Annotated in this window: 13 protein-coding genes and 2 tRNA genes; 13 read left to right on the forward strand and 2 right to left on the reverse strand. The window is 30.3% G+C overall.

Annotation, left to right across the window (positions count from 1 at the left end; all coding sequences use genetic code 11):
- The first annotated feature begins 63 nt into the window (after positions 1-63).
- The 8 genes from ABDZ93_RS13650 to ligA all read left to right on the forward strand — a co-directional run bounded on the left by ABDZ93_RS13650 (position 64) and on the right by ligA (position 10,644).
- A complete protein-coding gene (locus tag ABDZ93_RS13650) occupies positions 64-1,260 on the forward strand; it encodes a phosphoglycerate kinase (protein ID WP_343826964.1) in 1,197 nt (398 codons plus the stop codon).
- A 194-nt stretch (positions 1,261-1,454) separates the two neighbouring features.
- Positions 1,455-2,204: a triose-phosphate isomerase gene (gene tpiA, locus ABDZ93_RS13655; RefSeq protein ID WP_343826965.1), complete on the forward strand. Its 750-nt coding sequence runs from the start codon at positions 1,455-1,457 to the stop codon at positions 2,202-2,204.
- Positions 2,205-2,221: 17 nt separating this feature from the next.
- Positions 2,222-3,748, forward strand: a complete 1,527-nt coding sequence (gpmI, locus tag ABDZ93_RS13660) for a 2,3-bisphosphoglycerate-independent phosphoglycerate mutase (protein WP_343826966.1) — start codon at positions 2,222-2,224, stop codon at positions 3,746-3,748.
- A gap of 66 nt (positions 3,749-3,814) precedes the next feature.
- Positions 3,815-5,107: a phosphopyruvate hydratase gene (eno, locus tag ABDZ93_RS13665; RefSeq protein WP_343826967.1), complete on the forward strand. Its 1,293-nt coding sequence runs from the start codon at positions 3,815-3,817 to the stop codon at positions 5,105-5,107.
- A 188-nt stretch (positions 5,108-5,295) separates the two neighbouring features.
- A complete protein-coding gene (secG, locus tag ABDZ93_RS13670; RefSeq protein ID WP_343826968.1) occupies positions 5,296-5,529 on the forward strand; it encodes a preprotein translocase subunit SecG in 234 nt (77 codons plus the stop codon).
- Positions 5,530-5,665: 136 nt separating this feature from the next.
- Entirely contained in the window at positions 5,666-5,980 is a 315-nt protein-coding gene (locus ABDZ93_RS13675; protein ID WP_343826969.1) for a YerC/YecD family TrpR-related protein, read from the forward strand.
- Between the two features lie 267 nt (positions 5,981-6,247).
- Complete coding sequence (pcrA, locus tag ABDZ93_RS13680) at positions 6,248-8,509, forward strand: DNA helicase PcrA (protein ID WP_343826970.1); 2,262 nt, start codon at positions 6,248-6,250, stop codon at positions 8,507-8,509.
- Between the two features lie 137 nt (positions 8,510-8,646).
- The gene (ligA, locus tag ABDZ93_RS13685; protein ID WP_343826972.1) at positions 8,647-10,644 is read left to right on the forward strand and encodes an NAD-dependent DNA ligase LigA; all 1,998 of its coding nucleotides are present in this window, start codon (positions 8,647-8,649) and stop codon (positions 10,642-10,644) included.
- A 144-nt stretch (positions 10,645-10,788) separates the two neighbouring features.
- Here ligA and ABDZ93_RS13690 read toward each other — a convergent pair whose 3' ends face one another.
- Positions 10,789-11,058, reverse strand: coding sequence for a hypothetical protein (locus ABDZ93_RS13690; RefSeq protein WP_343826974.1), 270 nt, complete (start codon positions 11,056-11,058; stop codon positions 10,789-10,791).
- A gap of 144 nt (positions 11,059-11,202) precedes the next feature.
- On the opposite strand from ABDZ93_RS13690, the gene ABDZ93_RS13695 reads away from it, so the two are divergent.
- Complete coding sequence (locus ABDZ93_RS13695; protein WP_343826975.1) at positions 11,203-12,792, forward strand: ABC transporter substrate-binding protein; 1,590 nt, start codon at positions 11,203-11,205, stop codon at positions 12,790-12,792.
- 18 nt (positions 12,793-12,810) lie between these two features.
- Here the strand turns inward: ABDZ93_RS13695 and ABDZ93_RS13700 are convergent, their stop codons facing one another.
- Complete coding sequence (locus ABDZ93_RS13700) at positions 12,811-14,205, reverse strand: hypothetical protein (protein ID WP_343826976.1); 1,395 nt, start codon at positions 14,203-14,205, stop codon at positions 12,811-12,813.
- Positions 14,206-14,303: 98 nt separating this feature from the next.
- Here ABDZ93_RS13700 and ABDZ93_RS13705 point away from each other — a divergent pair, with 98 nt between their 5' ends.
- The 4 genes from ABDZ93_RS13705 (at position 14,304) to ABDZ93_RS13720 (ending at position 16,460) form a co-directional block, all read left to right on the forward strand.
- Positions 14,304-15,281, forward strand: a complete 978-nt coding sequence (locus ABDZ93_RS13705; protein ID WP_343826977.1) for an AIR synthase family protein — start codon at positions 14,304-14,306, stop codon at positions 15,279-15,281.
- 23 nt (positions 15,282-15,304) lie between these two features.
- A complete protein-coding gene (gene rdgB, locus ABDZ93_RS13710) occupies positions 15,305-15,901 on the forward strand; it encodes an RdgB/HAM1 family non-canonical purine NTP pyrophosphatase (protein ID WP_343826978.1) in 597 nt (198 codons plus the stop codon).
- A 395-nt stretch (positions 15,902-16,296) separates the two neighbouring features.
- Positions 16,297-16,372 (forward strand) — tRNA-Pro (locus ABDZ93_RS13715).
- Between the two features lie 14 nt (positions 16,373-16,386).
- Positions 16,387-16,460: transfer RNA gene (locus ABDZ93_RS13720), tRNA-Gly, on the forward strand.
- Positions 16,461-16,520: the final 60 nt, after the last annotated feature.

The raw sequence follows: 16,520 nt of genomic DNA on the forward strand, positions 1-16,520 counted from the left end.
AGTTCTAAGATTTGTAACTGAACTAGATTTTTATTACAATAAGTTTAAAAAGGAGATTTTAATATGTCATTTAACAAGAAATCATTAGAAGACATCAATGTGAAAGGAAAAAAGGTTTTAGTAAGGTGTGATTTTAATGTGCCTATAGTAGAAGGTAAAATTACTGATGAAAATAGACTTCTAGGAGCAATACCTACTATAGAGTACTTAGTTAACCACAATGCAAAGGTTATCTTATGTTCACATTTAGGAAAGCCAAAGGGAGAGCCTAAACCAGAGCTTTCACTATCACCAGTAGCAGCAAGATTAAGTGAACTATTAAATAAGAATATAATTTTTGCAGCGGATGATAACGTAGTAGGAGATAAAGCAAAATCAGCTATTTTAGATATGAACGATGGAGATATAGTACTATTACAAAATACTAGATTTAGAAAAGAAGAAACTAAAAATGAAGAAAATTACTCTAAGGAGTTAGCTTCACTTTGTGATTTATTCGTAAATGATGCTTTTGGAACAGCACACAGAGCTCATTGCTCTACTGTAGGAGTAACTGAATTTGTAGAAGAATCAGTTTGTGGATATTTAATTCAAAAGGAGCTTATGTTCTTAGGAGAGGCTATAGAAAATGCTGGAAAACCATTTACTGCCATTTTAGGAGGATCTAAAGTATCAGATAAAATTAACGTAATAAATAATCTTTTAGAGAAAGTAGACAATCTTCTTATAGGAGGAGCTATGGCATATACTTTCCTTAAAGCTAAAGAATATAAAATGGGTATATCAAGAGTAGAAGAAGATAAAATTGATTATGCCCTAGAGATGATGGCTAAAGCTAAAGAAAAAGGCGTTAAATTATATCTTCCAATAGATCATGTAGTAGCTACTGAATTTGATAAGAATGCAACGCCAGTGATAACAAAAGATGAAAATATTCAAGATGGTTATATGGCTTTAGATATAGGACCTAAAACAAGAGAACTATATGCAAAAGTGATAGGAAACTCTAAAACTATTATTTGGAATGGTCCAATGGGTGTTTTTGAATTTGAAAACTTTAATAAGGGAACAATAGCAGTAGGAGAAGCTATGGCTAATTGTGATGGAATTACAATAATTGGTGGAGGAGATAGTGCTGCAGCTGTTAATATATTTGGTCTAGGAGATAAAATGACACATATATCTACAGGCGGTGGAGCTTCGCTAGAATTTTTAGAAGGAAAAGAACTTCCAGGAATTGTTGCTTTAAACGATAAATAAATGATAAATAAATGCAAAGGTATATAAAGAAGGTAATAAACAAGATAAAATCTTGTTTATTTGCTTTCCTTTTTCAGAGTAATATATTATATTTGAGTTAGAGAAAAAATGTAATATGTATTTTAAGGAAAAAGCTTGAATATTTTTAGCTTTAATAAAGATATGTTGTGAAGTTATTATTAGGAGGATTAATCATGAGAAAAGCAATAATAGCAGGAAACTGGAAGATGAATAATACAATAAAAGAAGCGATAAATTTAGTAAAGGAATTAAAGCCTTTAGTAAATGATGCTAGCTGTGATGTAGTAGTTTGTCCAACTTTTTTAAGCTTACCAGCAGTAATTGAAGAATGTAAGGGAAGCAATATTATGGTTGGAGCTCAAAACATGCATTTTGAAGAGTCAGGTGCTTTTACAGGAGAAGTTTCTCCATTAATGCTTAAAGAACTAGGAGTAAAATTTGTTATAATTGGACATAGTGAAAGAAGACAGTATTTTAATGAAACTGATGAAACTATAAATAAAAAATTAAAGGCTGCTTTTACTCACGAGATTACACCTATATTATGCGTAGGTGAAAGTTTACAACAAAGAGAACTAGGAATAACTGAAGAAGTATTAGGTGCTCAAATAAAGCAAGATTTAATAGAGTTAAAAAAAGAGCAAGTTGAAAATATGGTTATAGCCTACGAGCCTATTTGGGCGATAGGAACAGGAAAAACTGCAACTGCTGATGATGCTAATAGTACAATAGGATTTGTTAGAGGCGTTATATGTAAGTTATATGGAGAAGAAGTTGCGGATAAAGTTAGAATTCAATATGGCGGATCGGTTAAGCCAGCATCTATAAAAGAGCAGATGTCAAAGGAGCACATAGATGGAGGTTTAATAGGTGGAGCTAGTCTTAAGGCTTCAGATTTTGCGGCTATTGTTAATTACCAATAAAAGGATGGTCAAATATTATGAATAAAAAACCAGTAATGCTAATGATATTAGATGGTTTTGGTATAAGCGACAATGTGGATGGAAATGCAGTGAGAGAGGCTAATAAGCTGAACTATGATGGCTTAAAGGCTAAATATCCTCACACCACATTATCAGCTTCTGGTCTAGATGTAGGACTTCCTAAGGGACAGATGGGTAACTCAGAAGTAGGACACTTAAATATAGGTGCAGGAAGAATAATATATCAAGAATTGACTAGAATAACAAAATCAATCAAAGATGGCGATTTCTTTGAAAATAAAGCTTTTAATATTGCTATTGATGAGGCGTTGAAAAACAATTCAGCTGTTCATTTAATGGGATTATTATCAGATGGAGGAGTTCATTCTCACATCAATCATGTAAAAGCTCTTATATCTCTTTGTAAGAGAAAAGGAGTAAAAAAAGTTTTTGTTCATTGCTTTTTAGATGGAAGAGATGTATCTCCAACATCTTCAAAAAACTTTATAGAAGAGTTACAAAAACATATGGACAGTGAGGGAATAGGAGAAATTGCAACTATTTCCGGTAGATACTATGCTATGGATAGAGATAATAGATGGGAAAGAGTACAACTAGCCTATAATGCAATAGTAAATGGTGAAGGAAATACTAGTACATCTCCATTTGCAGTTATAGATGATGCTTATCATGATAATAAAACAGATGAGTTTGTAATCCCTAGCGTAATTGTAAAGGATGGCAAACCTGTAGCTACCATAAAAAATAAAGATTCTGTAATTTTCTTTAACTTTAGACCAGATAGAGCAAGAGAGATAACTAGGGCTTTAAAGGATAAAGAGTTTAAAGGATTTGAAAGAGAAAATTTAAATATAACCTATGTATGTATGACTCAATATGACAAAACAATTGAGGATGTACAAATAGCTTATAAACCAGAGAGTTATGATAATACATTAGGTGAATATGTTAGTAGTAAAGGATTGAAACAGCTTAGAATTGCAGAAACAGAAAAATATGCCCATGTGACTTTCTTCTTCAATGGAGGAGTAGAAGAGGCAAATGAGGGTGAAGATAGGGTGTTAATTCCATCACCTAAAGTAGCAACTTATGACTTAAAACCAGAAATGAGTGCCTATGAAGTTACTGATGCTGTATTAGAGAATATAGAAAAAGATGAATATGATTTAATAATACTAAATTTTGCTAATCCAGATATGGTTGGTCATACTGGAGTTATTGAAGCAGCAGTAAAGGCTATTGAAGTTGTAGATAATTGCCTAGGTAAGGTTGTAAATAAAATGCTGGATTATAATGGTACAGTGTTTATCACAGCAGACCATGGTAATGCTGAGTCTATGATTGATTACTCTACAGGTAAACCAATGACTGCACATACTACTAATTTAGTTCCATTTATATATGTAAGTAAAGAAGTTGGAACTCTTAGAAATGGAGGAATCCTTGCAGATATTGCTCCAACTATCTTAACAAAGATGGAATTAGAAATTCCAAGTGAAATGAGTGGAAAATCGCTAATTTAATTTATTAGGTTAAAATATTTAGCCATGCTAAATTTATTATAAACATAATATCAAGGAGGAAAAGAAATGAAACAATATGTTGAAATCATTGATGTCTATGCAAGACAAATATTAGATTCAAGAGCATTCCCAACAGTAGAGGTCGAAGTTGTGCTAGAAGACGGTACAGTGGGGGTAGCTGCAGTACCATCAGGAGCATCAACTGGTCAATTTGAAGCAGTTGAATTAAGAGATGGAGATAAAGCTTTATACAATGGAAAAGGTGTATTAAAAGCTGTTGATAATGTAAATAACATAATTGCAGAAGAATTAATAGGAATGAATATATTCGATCAAGTTGCTATAGATAAGACTATGATAGAATTAGATGGAACTCATAATAAAGAAAAATTAGGTGCTAATGCAACTTTAGGAGTGTCTCTTGCTTGTGCAAAAGCTGCTGCTAATTACTTAGGTCTTGGCTTATACCAATATATTGGTGGAGTTAATGCTAAAGTTTTACCAGTACCTATGATGAATATATTAAATGGTGGAAAACACGCTGATAATAATGTAGACTTACAAGAGTTTATGGTTATGCCAGCAGGAGCTACATCTTTTAGTGAAGCTTTAAGAATGGGAGCAGAAGTTTATCATGCTTTAAAAGGAATATTAAAGGCTAAGGGACTTGGCACAGGTGTTGGTGATGAAGGTGGATTTGCTCCAGATTTATCATCAAATGAGGAAGCAATAAAAGTTATAATTGAAGCTATAGAAAAAGCTGGATATGTTCCAGGAAAAGATGCTTTCATAGCACTTGACCCAGCATCTTCTGAATTCTTTGAAGATGGAAAATATAATCTTGCTGGAGAGGGAAGAATGTTAACACCTCATGAAATGGCAGATTACTATGTAGAATTATGTGAAAAATATCCAATAATATCTATTGAAGATGGTATGGCTGAAGAAGATTGGGAAGGATGGAAGTACTTAACTGATAAAATAGGTAAAAAAATTCAATTAGTTGGAGATGACTTATTTGTAACTAATACTTCTAGACTTGGAATGGGAATTGAAAGAGAAACCGCAAACTCAATTCTTATAAAATTAAACCAAATAGGAACTTTAACTGAAACTTTAAATGCTATAGAGATGGCTGCAAGAGCTGGATATACTGCAGTAGTTTCTCACAGATCAGGAGAAACAGAAGATACTACAATTGCTGATCTAGTAGTAGCTACAAATGCAGGTCAAATTAAAACAGGAGCTCCTGCAAGGAGCGAAAGAGTTGCTAAATATAATCAATTACTAAGAATAGAAGAAGAACTTGGTGATATGGCTGAATTTAGAGGATTAAAATCTTTCTTTAACATAAAATGATAACTAATTTTTATAGTGAAAATATCGAACAAATAGTATATTTGTTCGATATTTTATTTATATATTACAATTTTGTACTATTTTAATATATATATATTTACATTTATTACTGTTTGCATTGTAAAAATATTTTTACTGTGATAAAATATATTACATGTATAAGGATAAAGAAATAAGGGGGTATAATAATGATAACAGCATTAAAGGTTGTAATAATTATTTCCGCATTAACAGTTATATTAGCAATATCTCTTCAAGAAAGTAAATCATCAGGATTAGGTGGTTTAGTTGCTGGAAGTTCAGAAACTTTTTATAGCAAGAATAAAACTAAAACAAAGGAATCATTCTTAACTAAGCTTACTATAGTATCAGCTATTGTTTTTGCAGGGTCAATTATAGGAATAAATATATTTATACTTTAACTAAAAGCTATCCAGGGGGATAGCTTTTATATTTAATGTCTGATAAAATTATATTAAAGATTAAATATTTACACATTAGTATGATAATTTTATAATGTAGATATAGATGAATTTTTAAGTGATAGGGGAGAAAGTAATGAGTGGATATGTTTCAAAACTTGAAACTCCAGAAATGGATTATCTTGTTGATGCTATTAGATCTCTTAAAACCAGAGAGGAAGTATATAGGTTCCTTGAAGATGTTTGTACAATAAATGAAATAAAAGCAATGGAGCAAAGGCTTCAAGTTGCAAGAATGCTTAAAGATAGAAGAACTTATTTGGATATCGCTAGTAGTACTGGGGCTAGTACTGCAACCATAAGTAGAGTCAATCGTTCTCTAAATTATGGGAATAATGGATATAAAGTGGTATTTGAAAGAATTGATTGGAAGGAATATGAAGATAAATAATAAATAATCATAGATTGATTAGAAGAAAAGTCTTGCTTTGAAGATAGTAAGGCTTTTTTCTATTTGATTAACTTATGAGAAATAAAATTAGTAACAATATAAGAGGAGAGGATGGGGTAGTAACCATTCTTGGTAATTACTTATATGTCGTTTATAAATTCGTAGTATATGGTATAATAAAGAATAGGTTAAATTTTCATAGTATATTATAGGATAAAGAAGATTAACTAAATTACATTAGATAACTATAAATTTAGGAGTGATTAGATGGATTTAAAGAAGCTATTAAACAAGGAGCAATATGAAGCAGCTATTACTGTAGAAGGCCCCTTGTTAATTTTAGCAGGTGCAGGATCGGGAAAGACCAGAGTTCTTACTTATAGAATGGCACATATGATTAATGATTTAAATATATATCCCTCACAGATTTTAGCTTTAACTTTTACAAATAAAGCGGCAGGAGAGATGAAGGAAAGAGTTAAAACATTAGTAGGAGATGTAGTTGATACCATGTGGGTTTCAACTTTTCACTCTAGCTGTGTAAGAATTTTAAGAAGAGAAATAGATAAATTGGGATACAATAAAAATTTTACTATATATGATAGTTACGATGCTAAATCTCTAGTAAAGCAATGCATGAAAGAACTTAATATCAATGATAAAGATATTACTGATGGAGAAATTATCTCAAAAATTTCCGATGCTAAAAATAAATTAATATCTGCTAGCAAGTTTAAAAAAGAAAATGAAGGAAACTTCAGAATGAATAAGATAGCAGATGTTTATCTAACCTACGAAAAGAAATTAAAGACTACAAATTCTTTGGATTTTGATGATTTAATTTATTTAACTGTTAAACTGTTTAAAGAAAATGATGAGGTCAGAGAGTTTTATAGAAGAAAATTTAGATACATACTAGTAGATGAGTATCAAGATACAAATAAATGTCAATATGAATTAATAAAGCTTTTGGTTAATAAAAATGAAAATATATGTGTAGTTGGAGATGACGACCAATGTATTTATGCATGGAGAGGTGCAGATATTAATAATATATTGGACTTTGAAAATGATTTTCCAGGGGCAAAGGTTATTAAGTTGGAGCAAAACTATAGGTCAAAATCAAATATATTAGAAGCTGCCAACAAGGTTATTAGAAATAATGCCCAAAGGAAAGATAAAGTATTAAGAACTGAAAGTGAATCTGGAGAAAAGCTAAAGGTATATAGAGCTTATAGTGATATAGATGAAGGGAATTTTGTGGCAACTCAAATTAAAAGAATGATGAGAGAAGAAAATAGAAGCTTAAAAGACTTTGCTATACTTTATAGAATGAACTCTCAATCTCGTATTTTTGAGGAAGCATTTAGAAGAAATGAGATAACCTATAAAATAGTAGGGGGACTCAGATTCTATGAAAGAAAAGAAATTAAGGATATTATGGCATACTTGAAGGTCATAAATAATCCACTTGATGATATAAGTTTAAAGAGAATTATAAACGAGCCCAAAAGAAGTATTGGAGACACAACTATAGCTAAGGTACAAGAATTTGCAGTAGAAAATAATATATGCATGTATGATGCACTTTTAGATGCAGAATTTATACCAAATCTTTCTGCAAGGGCTATAACATCTATAAATAAATTTGTGAGTTTAATGAATACTCTTATAGTAGATGCGGAGAATATAAGCGTGCCTGAACTAATTGAGGATATTTTAGATAGAAGTGGATACATGAAAATGCTTAAGGGTTCTAGTAGTGCTGAGGATGAAAGTAGAATAGAAAACTTAAAGGAGCTTGTATCTGATGCTGTAGTATTTGAAAACTCTTCAGAGGATAAGTCCTTGAGTGCATTTCTAGAAAAGGTAACTTTAGTTTCAGATATAGATAATTTAGATGAAGAAAACAATGCTGTAGTAATGATGACTGTTCATAGTTCAAAGGGACTTGAATTCCCAGTAGTTTTCTTAGTTGGGATGGAGAACGGAATATTTCCAGGTGTAGCTTCTTTGAATAACTTCCATGAGATGGAGGAGTCAAGGAGACTTTGCTATGTTGCTATTACAAGAGCAGAAGAGATGCTATATATATCATCGGCAGAACAGCGTATGGTATTTGGTAGAACTGTCGGATATCCTATATCCGACTTCATAAGTGAAATACCTAAGGAATTAAAAACTGATTTAAATGATGATGGAGGAACTCAATCTAGAGGTAGTTCTGATAATATTAATAATAAAGTTAATAATAAAGTTAATAATAATCCTCACTCCTTTAGAAGTGGTTTTTATAATACAAAGCAAACTATTACTTTTAGTGAAGCTGGTAACATGGAATGTGGAGTTGATAAATGTGCATCTAAAGAAGAACTTACCATAGGGGTAAAGGTAAGACATGGTAAATTTGGAGTAGGAACTGTAGTATCCATATCTTCAGATAATGGAGAAACTATAGTAACTATAGCCTTTAACAATATGGGAATCAAAAAGCTTATGCTTAACAAAGCAGGTCTTGAACTAGCTTAAGATAGCTCAAGAAAGCCACGAAGATAGTAGAATAGTTTATAGTAGGCTATGTTTTAGATGTTAATAAAACATAGCCTATAATTAAATTAAATACATATATAGGGTTTATTTATAAGTTAATAGGAGGAAGCAGTATAATGAGTGATGATAAGCGTAGTAAAATGCTGAAGTTAGTAGAGGAGTTAAATAAATACTCCTATGAATACTATGTACTAGATAATCCTATCATATCTGATAAAGAATATGATAAAAAATATGATGAACTTAAAGTTCTAGAAAATGAACTTAAAGAGGTCTTACCTTATTCACCAACATTGAGAGTAGGAGATATAGTTTTAGATGAATTTAGAAAATATAAACATAGAGCTCCTCTTTGGAGTTTGGATAAGGCTCAATCTATAGAGCAAATTAAAGATTGGCATAATAGAAATGTTAAAGCTATAAATGAGTATAATAATAGTCATGAAGAAAAACTACCAAGTATTAAATATATAGTTACTAAGAAGTTTGATGGACTTTCTATAAATTTGACCTATAACGAAGATGGAGTTTTAACAGTGGGAGCTTCTAGAGGGACCGGAGAAATTGGAGAAGATATTACTAGTCAAGTAAAAACTATAAAATCTATTCCTCTTATAATAGATAATCATAGTATAATTGAAGTTCATGGTGAGGCTATTATGACAAGGGAAGCTTTTGAGCATTATAATAAAAATGCTGCTACACCATTAAAAAACTTAAGAAATGGAGCAGCTGGAGCTCTTAGAAATTTAAATGTAAAGGAGACCGCTAGAAGAAATTTATCAGCTTTTTTCTATGATGTAGGGTATAATGAAGGAAATCACTTTAAGACATATAGTGAAATGATGAATTTTATTAAAAAGATGGGACTTCCTATGGATAATTATATGGAAACATGTACTAATATTGAAGAAATAGAAAAACAGGTTGAATATATTAATAGTATTAGAAGTAACTTAAATTATGACATAGATGGGGTAGTTATAGCTGTTGATGACATAAAAACTAGAGAAGTATTAGGATATACAATTAAGTTTCCTAAATGGGCAATAGCATATAAGTTTGAGGCTGAGGAAACAACCACTAAACTTTTGGATGTAGAATGGAATGTAGGTAGAAGTGGCAGAGTTAGTCCTACAGCAATTCTTGAGCCAGTAGAATTAGGGGGGGTAACAGTTAAAAGGGCTACTTTAAACAACTTAGATGACATTCAACGTAAGGGAGTTAAAATTGGAGCTACAGTGTTTGTTAGAAGATCTAATGATGTAATTCCAGAAATCATGGGAGTAGTAGAGGAGTCACTAGAAGGAAGTATTGATATAGAAGAGCCTAAGGTATGTCCTAGCTGTGGAGAAGAATTATTTAGAGATGGAGTACATTTGTTTTGTGAAAATACATTGGCATGTAAGCCTCAAATGGTAAAAACTATAGTTCACTACGCTGGCAGAGAAGCTATGAATATAGCTGGATTTAGCGAAAAAACTGCTGAGCAGTTATTTGAAAAGCTTGGAATAAAGTCTATAGCAGATTTATATAGAATAAAAAAAGAGGAATTAGTCGGATTAGAAAAGTTCGGAGATAAGAAGGCTACAAATCTTTTAACAGCATTAGAGAATAGTAAAGACTGTGAATTATCTTCATTTATATATGGCTTAGGTATTCCTAATGTAGGTAAAAAGACAGCTAAAGATTTATCAAAGAAATTTAAAGCTTTAAAATATATTGAGGAAGCATCCTTTGAAGAACTAATATCAGTACCGGATATAGGAGATATAGTTGCAAAAACTATAGTTGAATTTTTTTCATTAGATAAGTCTAGAGAAACCATAAATGAGCTTTTAAAATTGGGTGTAACTCCAAGGGAGGAACAAGTTCAACAGATAAATGAAAATCCTTTTAAGGACAAAACTGTTGTAGTTACAGGAAGTTTAAAGGAATTTTCAAGAAGTGAAATTAAAGATAAGTTAGAAAGTTTCGGTGCAAAGGTAGCAGGTTCTGTTAGTAAAAAAACAGACTTTGTTATAGTTGGAGAAGAACCAGGTTCTAAGTATAATAAAGCTGTAGAGTTGGGAGTTAGAATAATTTCTGAAGAAGAATTTAAGGAAATGATTTAAAATAGAAAGCATCAGCCCCATGGAGTTTTTAATCCATGGGGCTGATTGCTATAGTTAAATAATTAGTATTTTACAATACTAAGATTCGATATAAGTTGTTCTATTGATTAGGAGTTTCATACTTAACTAAAAATAATTATTATTCTAGATAGTAGAGTCAGTAGTGCTATCTAAAGGCTCTGAATCAGAACTTTTATCAATTATTTCAGATTTCTTATGTTGTTCTTTTTCCTTAGCTTGCATATCTATACATGAAATATTTAGTATATGTGAGATTTTTTCAAGTATATAATTGCTATATCTCAGCTGACTATATATAGAATTGAAAACAACAAATCCCCAAATGATTATTACCATAAAAGTTATTAGTGATAAGATTCCTAATATTTTCAATATAATATCTAAGTAAATCATAAGATACCTCCAATTTATTTACACATTATTATAAATATTATATCACATGTTTACAATTGGAAAAGAAAAATTTTATGTTAACTTATTCATAATTGTTTATTTTGGAATAAATGAGTAAATAATTTTAAAATAGGAGGTGTTATAGTGAAAAAAATAATATTTACAGTACTTTGCATTATAATAATTTTAGCGGGTATATCTATTGAAAAAGAAAAGTTAAATTCTGTAAATGATAATAAAATGAATTATATAACTTACAATATGAATGTAAATCCTGAAGATTTGCAGTTAACAGCAGAAGATAGTGTAAGGGATAAAGATTTGCTAATAACACTTTTTGAAGGGTTAGTAAAAGAAGATAGTAATGGGGAAATAGTGCCAGCACTTGCAAAGGAGATAATAGTTTCTGAAGATGGTTTAGAATATACTTTTAAGTTAAGAGATGATATATATTATAGTTCTGGAGAAAAAATTACTTCAGAGGCATTTAAAAGTTTTTTTAAAGCTTTTTTAAGTGATAGAAATAATGTATATGCTAGTAGGCTAGATTGTATATATGGAGCTAAGAGTTTTAGAGAGGGAACTAGTGAATTCTCAGATGTAGCAATAAGTGTAAAAGATGATAGCACTCTAGCTATAAGGCTAAATTACAAAAGTCCTTATTTTATTTATATCTTAGCCAACCCAGTATTTAACCTTAGAGATTATAGAAGCTTGAATAAGTATAAGGAAAATTTTTCTTCAATAAGATATACAGGTCCATTTGTAATAAAACAAGTAAATAATGATGAGATTTATATAGAAAAAAATCAAAAATATTATGAGAAAACTAAAATCACTGATGAAAACATTAGAATTACATTTTTAAACAGCGTAGAAAATACTTTAGCTATTTTTGAAAAAACAGCAGACACTAATATAGATGATTTTTCAGGAAGTATAGATATAATGATGGATGCTCCTATAAATGAACTTTCAAGATTATCTCAAAATTCAATGGTTAAGGGGTTTAATGGTTCATCTGTATATTATTTGAACTTTAACAAGGATAAAGAAAGTGTTGGTGGAGATATAAACTTTAGAATAGCAACAAACTCACTTTTATCAAAGGAGTATTACTCACAGCTTATATGTAAAGAATTACTTACTCCAGCCACATCATATACCATGGAAACAGAAAAAACAGAACAAGCATTTTCGACTTTTGGAGATACTGAAAAAGCTAAAGAATTCTTTGGTAAGGTTAATGTAAATGAAAAGTCTAAAATAAGAGTAATTTATGAAAAAAATAATCTGAATAGAAGAATTGTTGAAGATTTAAGTAGTGATATTAAAGAGTGTACTAATTCGGAAATAGTTTTGAAAGAATACCCTAAAGAAGAATTGAAGAAAGCCATTAATGAAGGAGATTATGATATAGTATTACAGAGGTTTGATTTTAAGTATGGAAATCCTGGAGAATATTATGAGAGCTTGACTAAAATTTCTAATAATAATGTTATTACATATGATGATGAAGAATATTACAATTTAATAAAGTCTGCATCATATGAAATGAATGAAGAAAAAAGAAAAATTATTTATGAGGAATGTGAAAAAATATTAAAAAATCAGTTAATATCCATACCTATATATAACATTAATAATGTTATTTGCATAAAAGAAGGTATAAATAATATATATGTAACTACTACTGGAAATATAAAATTAGATAATGTTAAAGAAGTACCTTAAATTTAAGGTACTTCTTTATTAGAAATCTAAAATGGTATTTAAATAAATAATTGTAAAAAAGTTAAACATATTTTTACAAGAGTCAAAGCTATGTTTATAATGTTTATAACTTTCCTTCTTTCTATTTAAAGAAATATTTTTAACAAAAATAGGTGCTAGATCATTAGTATCATTGTTTACATAAGAAGAAAATCTGAAATAGTTGTCATCTAGTAGGTCTTCTGATTTACAAGAAAAATTCCTATATCTTTCAGGATTATCGAGACTAGGAGCTTCTGGCCACCTAAGGATAATTCCTGAGCCTACTACCTGTTTTTTATAAAGACCATGAATCTTAGAGGCAAGCTCTGCTTTTTCATTATCACTTAGGAAAGACTCATGAATCATGAACACATAAAGATATAGAATTATTTCGTCCGAAGAAAATTTGTTTTCTTTTTCAGTTATATCTTTTATAAAAATACCATCATCATTATTATATAATTTCTCTAGATTATTAAAGATTTTAAAGGCTGCATCTTTAAAATGAGATAAATTAGTATTTTTATAAGCTAATATAGAGTTTATATAGCATAAGCAAGATATATCTATATTATCCCTAATTACAGAAGGTGGCATATGGTTGATATTTTCAATCATTAATTCAGAAAAATCTACTAGCAATTCCTTAGCTTTCTCTAGTTTCGAACATTCATAAAGAATATTGAAGGCTAAACAAATTTTAACTAACTCATCGTGAGAAGTATTATATATTTCTTGTTTAAGGCTTGAGAATAGATTTAATATATCTAGAGCAAAGGATTTAAAATTTTCATTATCCTCTTCTGAAAGCGTGGTGCATTTATAATATGCTGCCATAAGAAGGGCTTGAGTGGAGAATTTAAATTTCATATCCTTATCTGTAAGAAAATATTCTTTTTGAAGAGGATCTGTAGAATCATATTTATCAACAAAAACCCCTTCGCTATTACGGCAATAAAGAGCAAAAAATTCTAATTGATCAATGGATAGGTCAACATAGTATTTGCTAAGTTTATATTTATCCTCATCAACATCTTTAAATTTTTTATAATAGTCAGATAAGTACAGTAAACCAAGGGTCATATACCCATTTGCACATATGTTTATTTCTCTTTTAAACTTGCGATGATTCCAAAGCAACTTATCTTTTTCTTTCAAAAGTTTTCCATCAGCTTTTCTATATACACATAATAGTGGAGAAATAACGCTATTTGTGATATCATCATCATTAGGTAAAGGTTTAATTTTTAAATTTGCATTTCTAGATATAATTCCACACCCAGAGTGTAGAACTATATGTCTAAGGGACTCTTTAGAAAAATGAAACAATTGACTTTTTATATTGTCATTGTTTAGTATGTTAATTCTTAAAAAAGGTCCTATATATCTCAAAATAACACCACCAGAATATTAGTTATATTTAATAATATGATATGAGAAGTGAAAATGTGCTAAAAACACAATAGTTTTTTTAGGTTAGGAGAATTTATATGAGGGTAGGAAAATTAAATTGGGATGAACTAAAGTACATAATAGATAACCATAAAGGGAAAGAAAGGGATGAGGTAGAAGTATCTAACGGGATAGGAGAAGACTGTGCCATTATAAATTTTGGAAGCAATCAATGTGTAGTATCTACAGATCCCGTAACTGGGGCAGGTGAGAACATAGGTAAAATTGCAGTTAATATTAACTGTAATGATATAGCTTCCTGTGGAGTTGAGCCATTGGGAATTTTAGTTACTATACTAGCACCACCAAAGACTACTATACAAGAATTACATGATCTTATGAAAGAAATTCATGAAGAAGCGTGCAAAGTAAATGTTCAAATTATAGGTGGTCATACTGAAATAACTGAAGCTGTTAATAAAATAGTAGTATCCTGTACAGCTATTGGGAAAAGTAATGGTAATAGTGCTATTAGTACATCAGGAGCTAGAATAGGGGATAGTATAATAGTCACCAAACAATTATGCCTTGAAGGAACTTCAATATTAGTTAATGATTATGAAGAGAGATTTAGAAATATATTAACAGACGAAGAAATTAAGAAAGCTAAAGGATATGTGGAAAATATAAGTGTGGTGAAAGAAGGAAAGATAGGTGGAATGGCGAAAGCAACATCTATGCATGATATAACTGAAGGAGGAGTTTTAGGAGCTTTATGGGAAGTGGCTAATGCAAGCAATGTAGGATTTAAGGTTTATAAATCTAAAATGCCAATTACAGAAATTACAAGTAAAGTATGCAAAGAGTTTGATGTAGATCCTTTAAAACTTATATCATCAGGTAGTATGCTTATAACCACTGATAATCCAGAAGAATTGCTTAAATCTCTTGAGGATAATGGAATTAAGGCCACTGAAATTGGGAAAATAACTGAGAGTAAAGGAATAGTAATAGATGATAAAGGAACTAATGAAGTAACTCCGCCAGAAGCAGATGAGTTATTTAATATACAGTAGATAGTTTAGAAGGAGAATTTGTAATGAGAAGATTAATAGTTGCTAGTAATAATAATCATAAAATTTTAGAAATAAAGGAGATTCTTAAAGAATTTGATTTAGATGTCGTATCTTTAAAGGAAGCAGGCATAGATATAGATGTAGAGGAGACAGGAAATACATTTATGGAAAATGCATGGATAAAGGCTAAAGCAATTCATGAAATTTGTAAGGATGTATTAGTTTTATCTGATGATTCAGGATTATCAGTAGAAGCTTTAAATGGAGCTCCTGGTATATATTCTGCTAGATATAGCGGAGGGCATGGAAATTCAGTAGAAAATAATAAAAAATTAATCAGAGAATTACAAGGCGTACCTTTCGATGAAAGAAAAGCTAAATTTATATGTGCTATGGTTTTAATAGTTGATGATAAGAATATTATTAAAGTTCAAGGTGAAGTAGATGGATTAATATTAGAAGAGTATAAAGAATGTGAAGGATTTGGATATGATCCTTTATTCTATGTGCCAGAATTAAATGCTACATTTAATGATGTGCCTTCCAAAGTAAAAAATGCTATAAGTCATAGGGGAAATGCATTAGCTAAGTTGACAGAAGAGATGAAAAAATATTTATAGTTTACATATAATTATTTAAATTGCTATATATTTAAATAGCTCCCTATATAAATATATAACAATTCAAATAGTTCCCTATATAAATATATAACAATTTATATAGGGAACTATTTGAATTGGATCCATGTGTTGAGCATAAACTGAGGGGATTTCTAAATATTAATTAAGCTTGTTTTATTATAGGATAGATCTTAATAGTAACAATATAAGTTATTAGTATACTTAAGATATATAAGAGAAAAGAAGGTAAAATAAGGGCTTGAAGAGAATTTACAATAAAAACTGTCAAAATTTAATTAAAAACTTCAAAAAAGGTGTTGACTATTTAAAGGGAAGTCTGTATAATAAATTTTGTCGTTAAGGTTATTAAACAAACGGTACTGATTAAGAGATATCGGGGTGTGGCGCAGATGGGAGCGCGCGTGGTTTGGGACCATGAGGTCGCAGGTTCAATCCCTGTCACCCCGACCACTTAAACTTTATATGCGGGTGTAACTCAATGGTAGAGTGCTAGCCTTCCAAGCTAGTTACGAGGGTTCGATTCCCTTCACCCGCTCCAAAATATGCGTTTTTAGCTCAGCTGGATAGAGCAACGCCCTTCTAAGGCGTGGGCCAGGGG

This window comes from Clostridium subterminale, assembly GCF_039521425.1.
Taxonomy (GTDB): domain Bacteria; phylum Bacillota; class Clostridia; order Clostridiales; family Clostridiaceae; genus Clostridium_J; species Clostridium_J subterminale.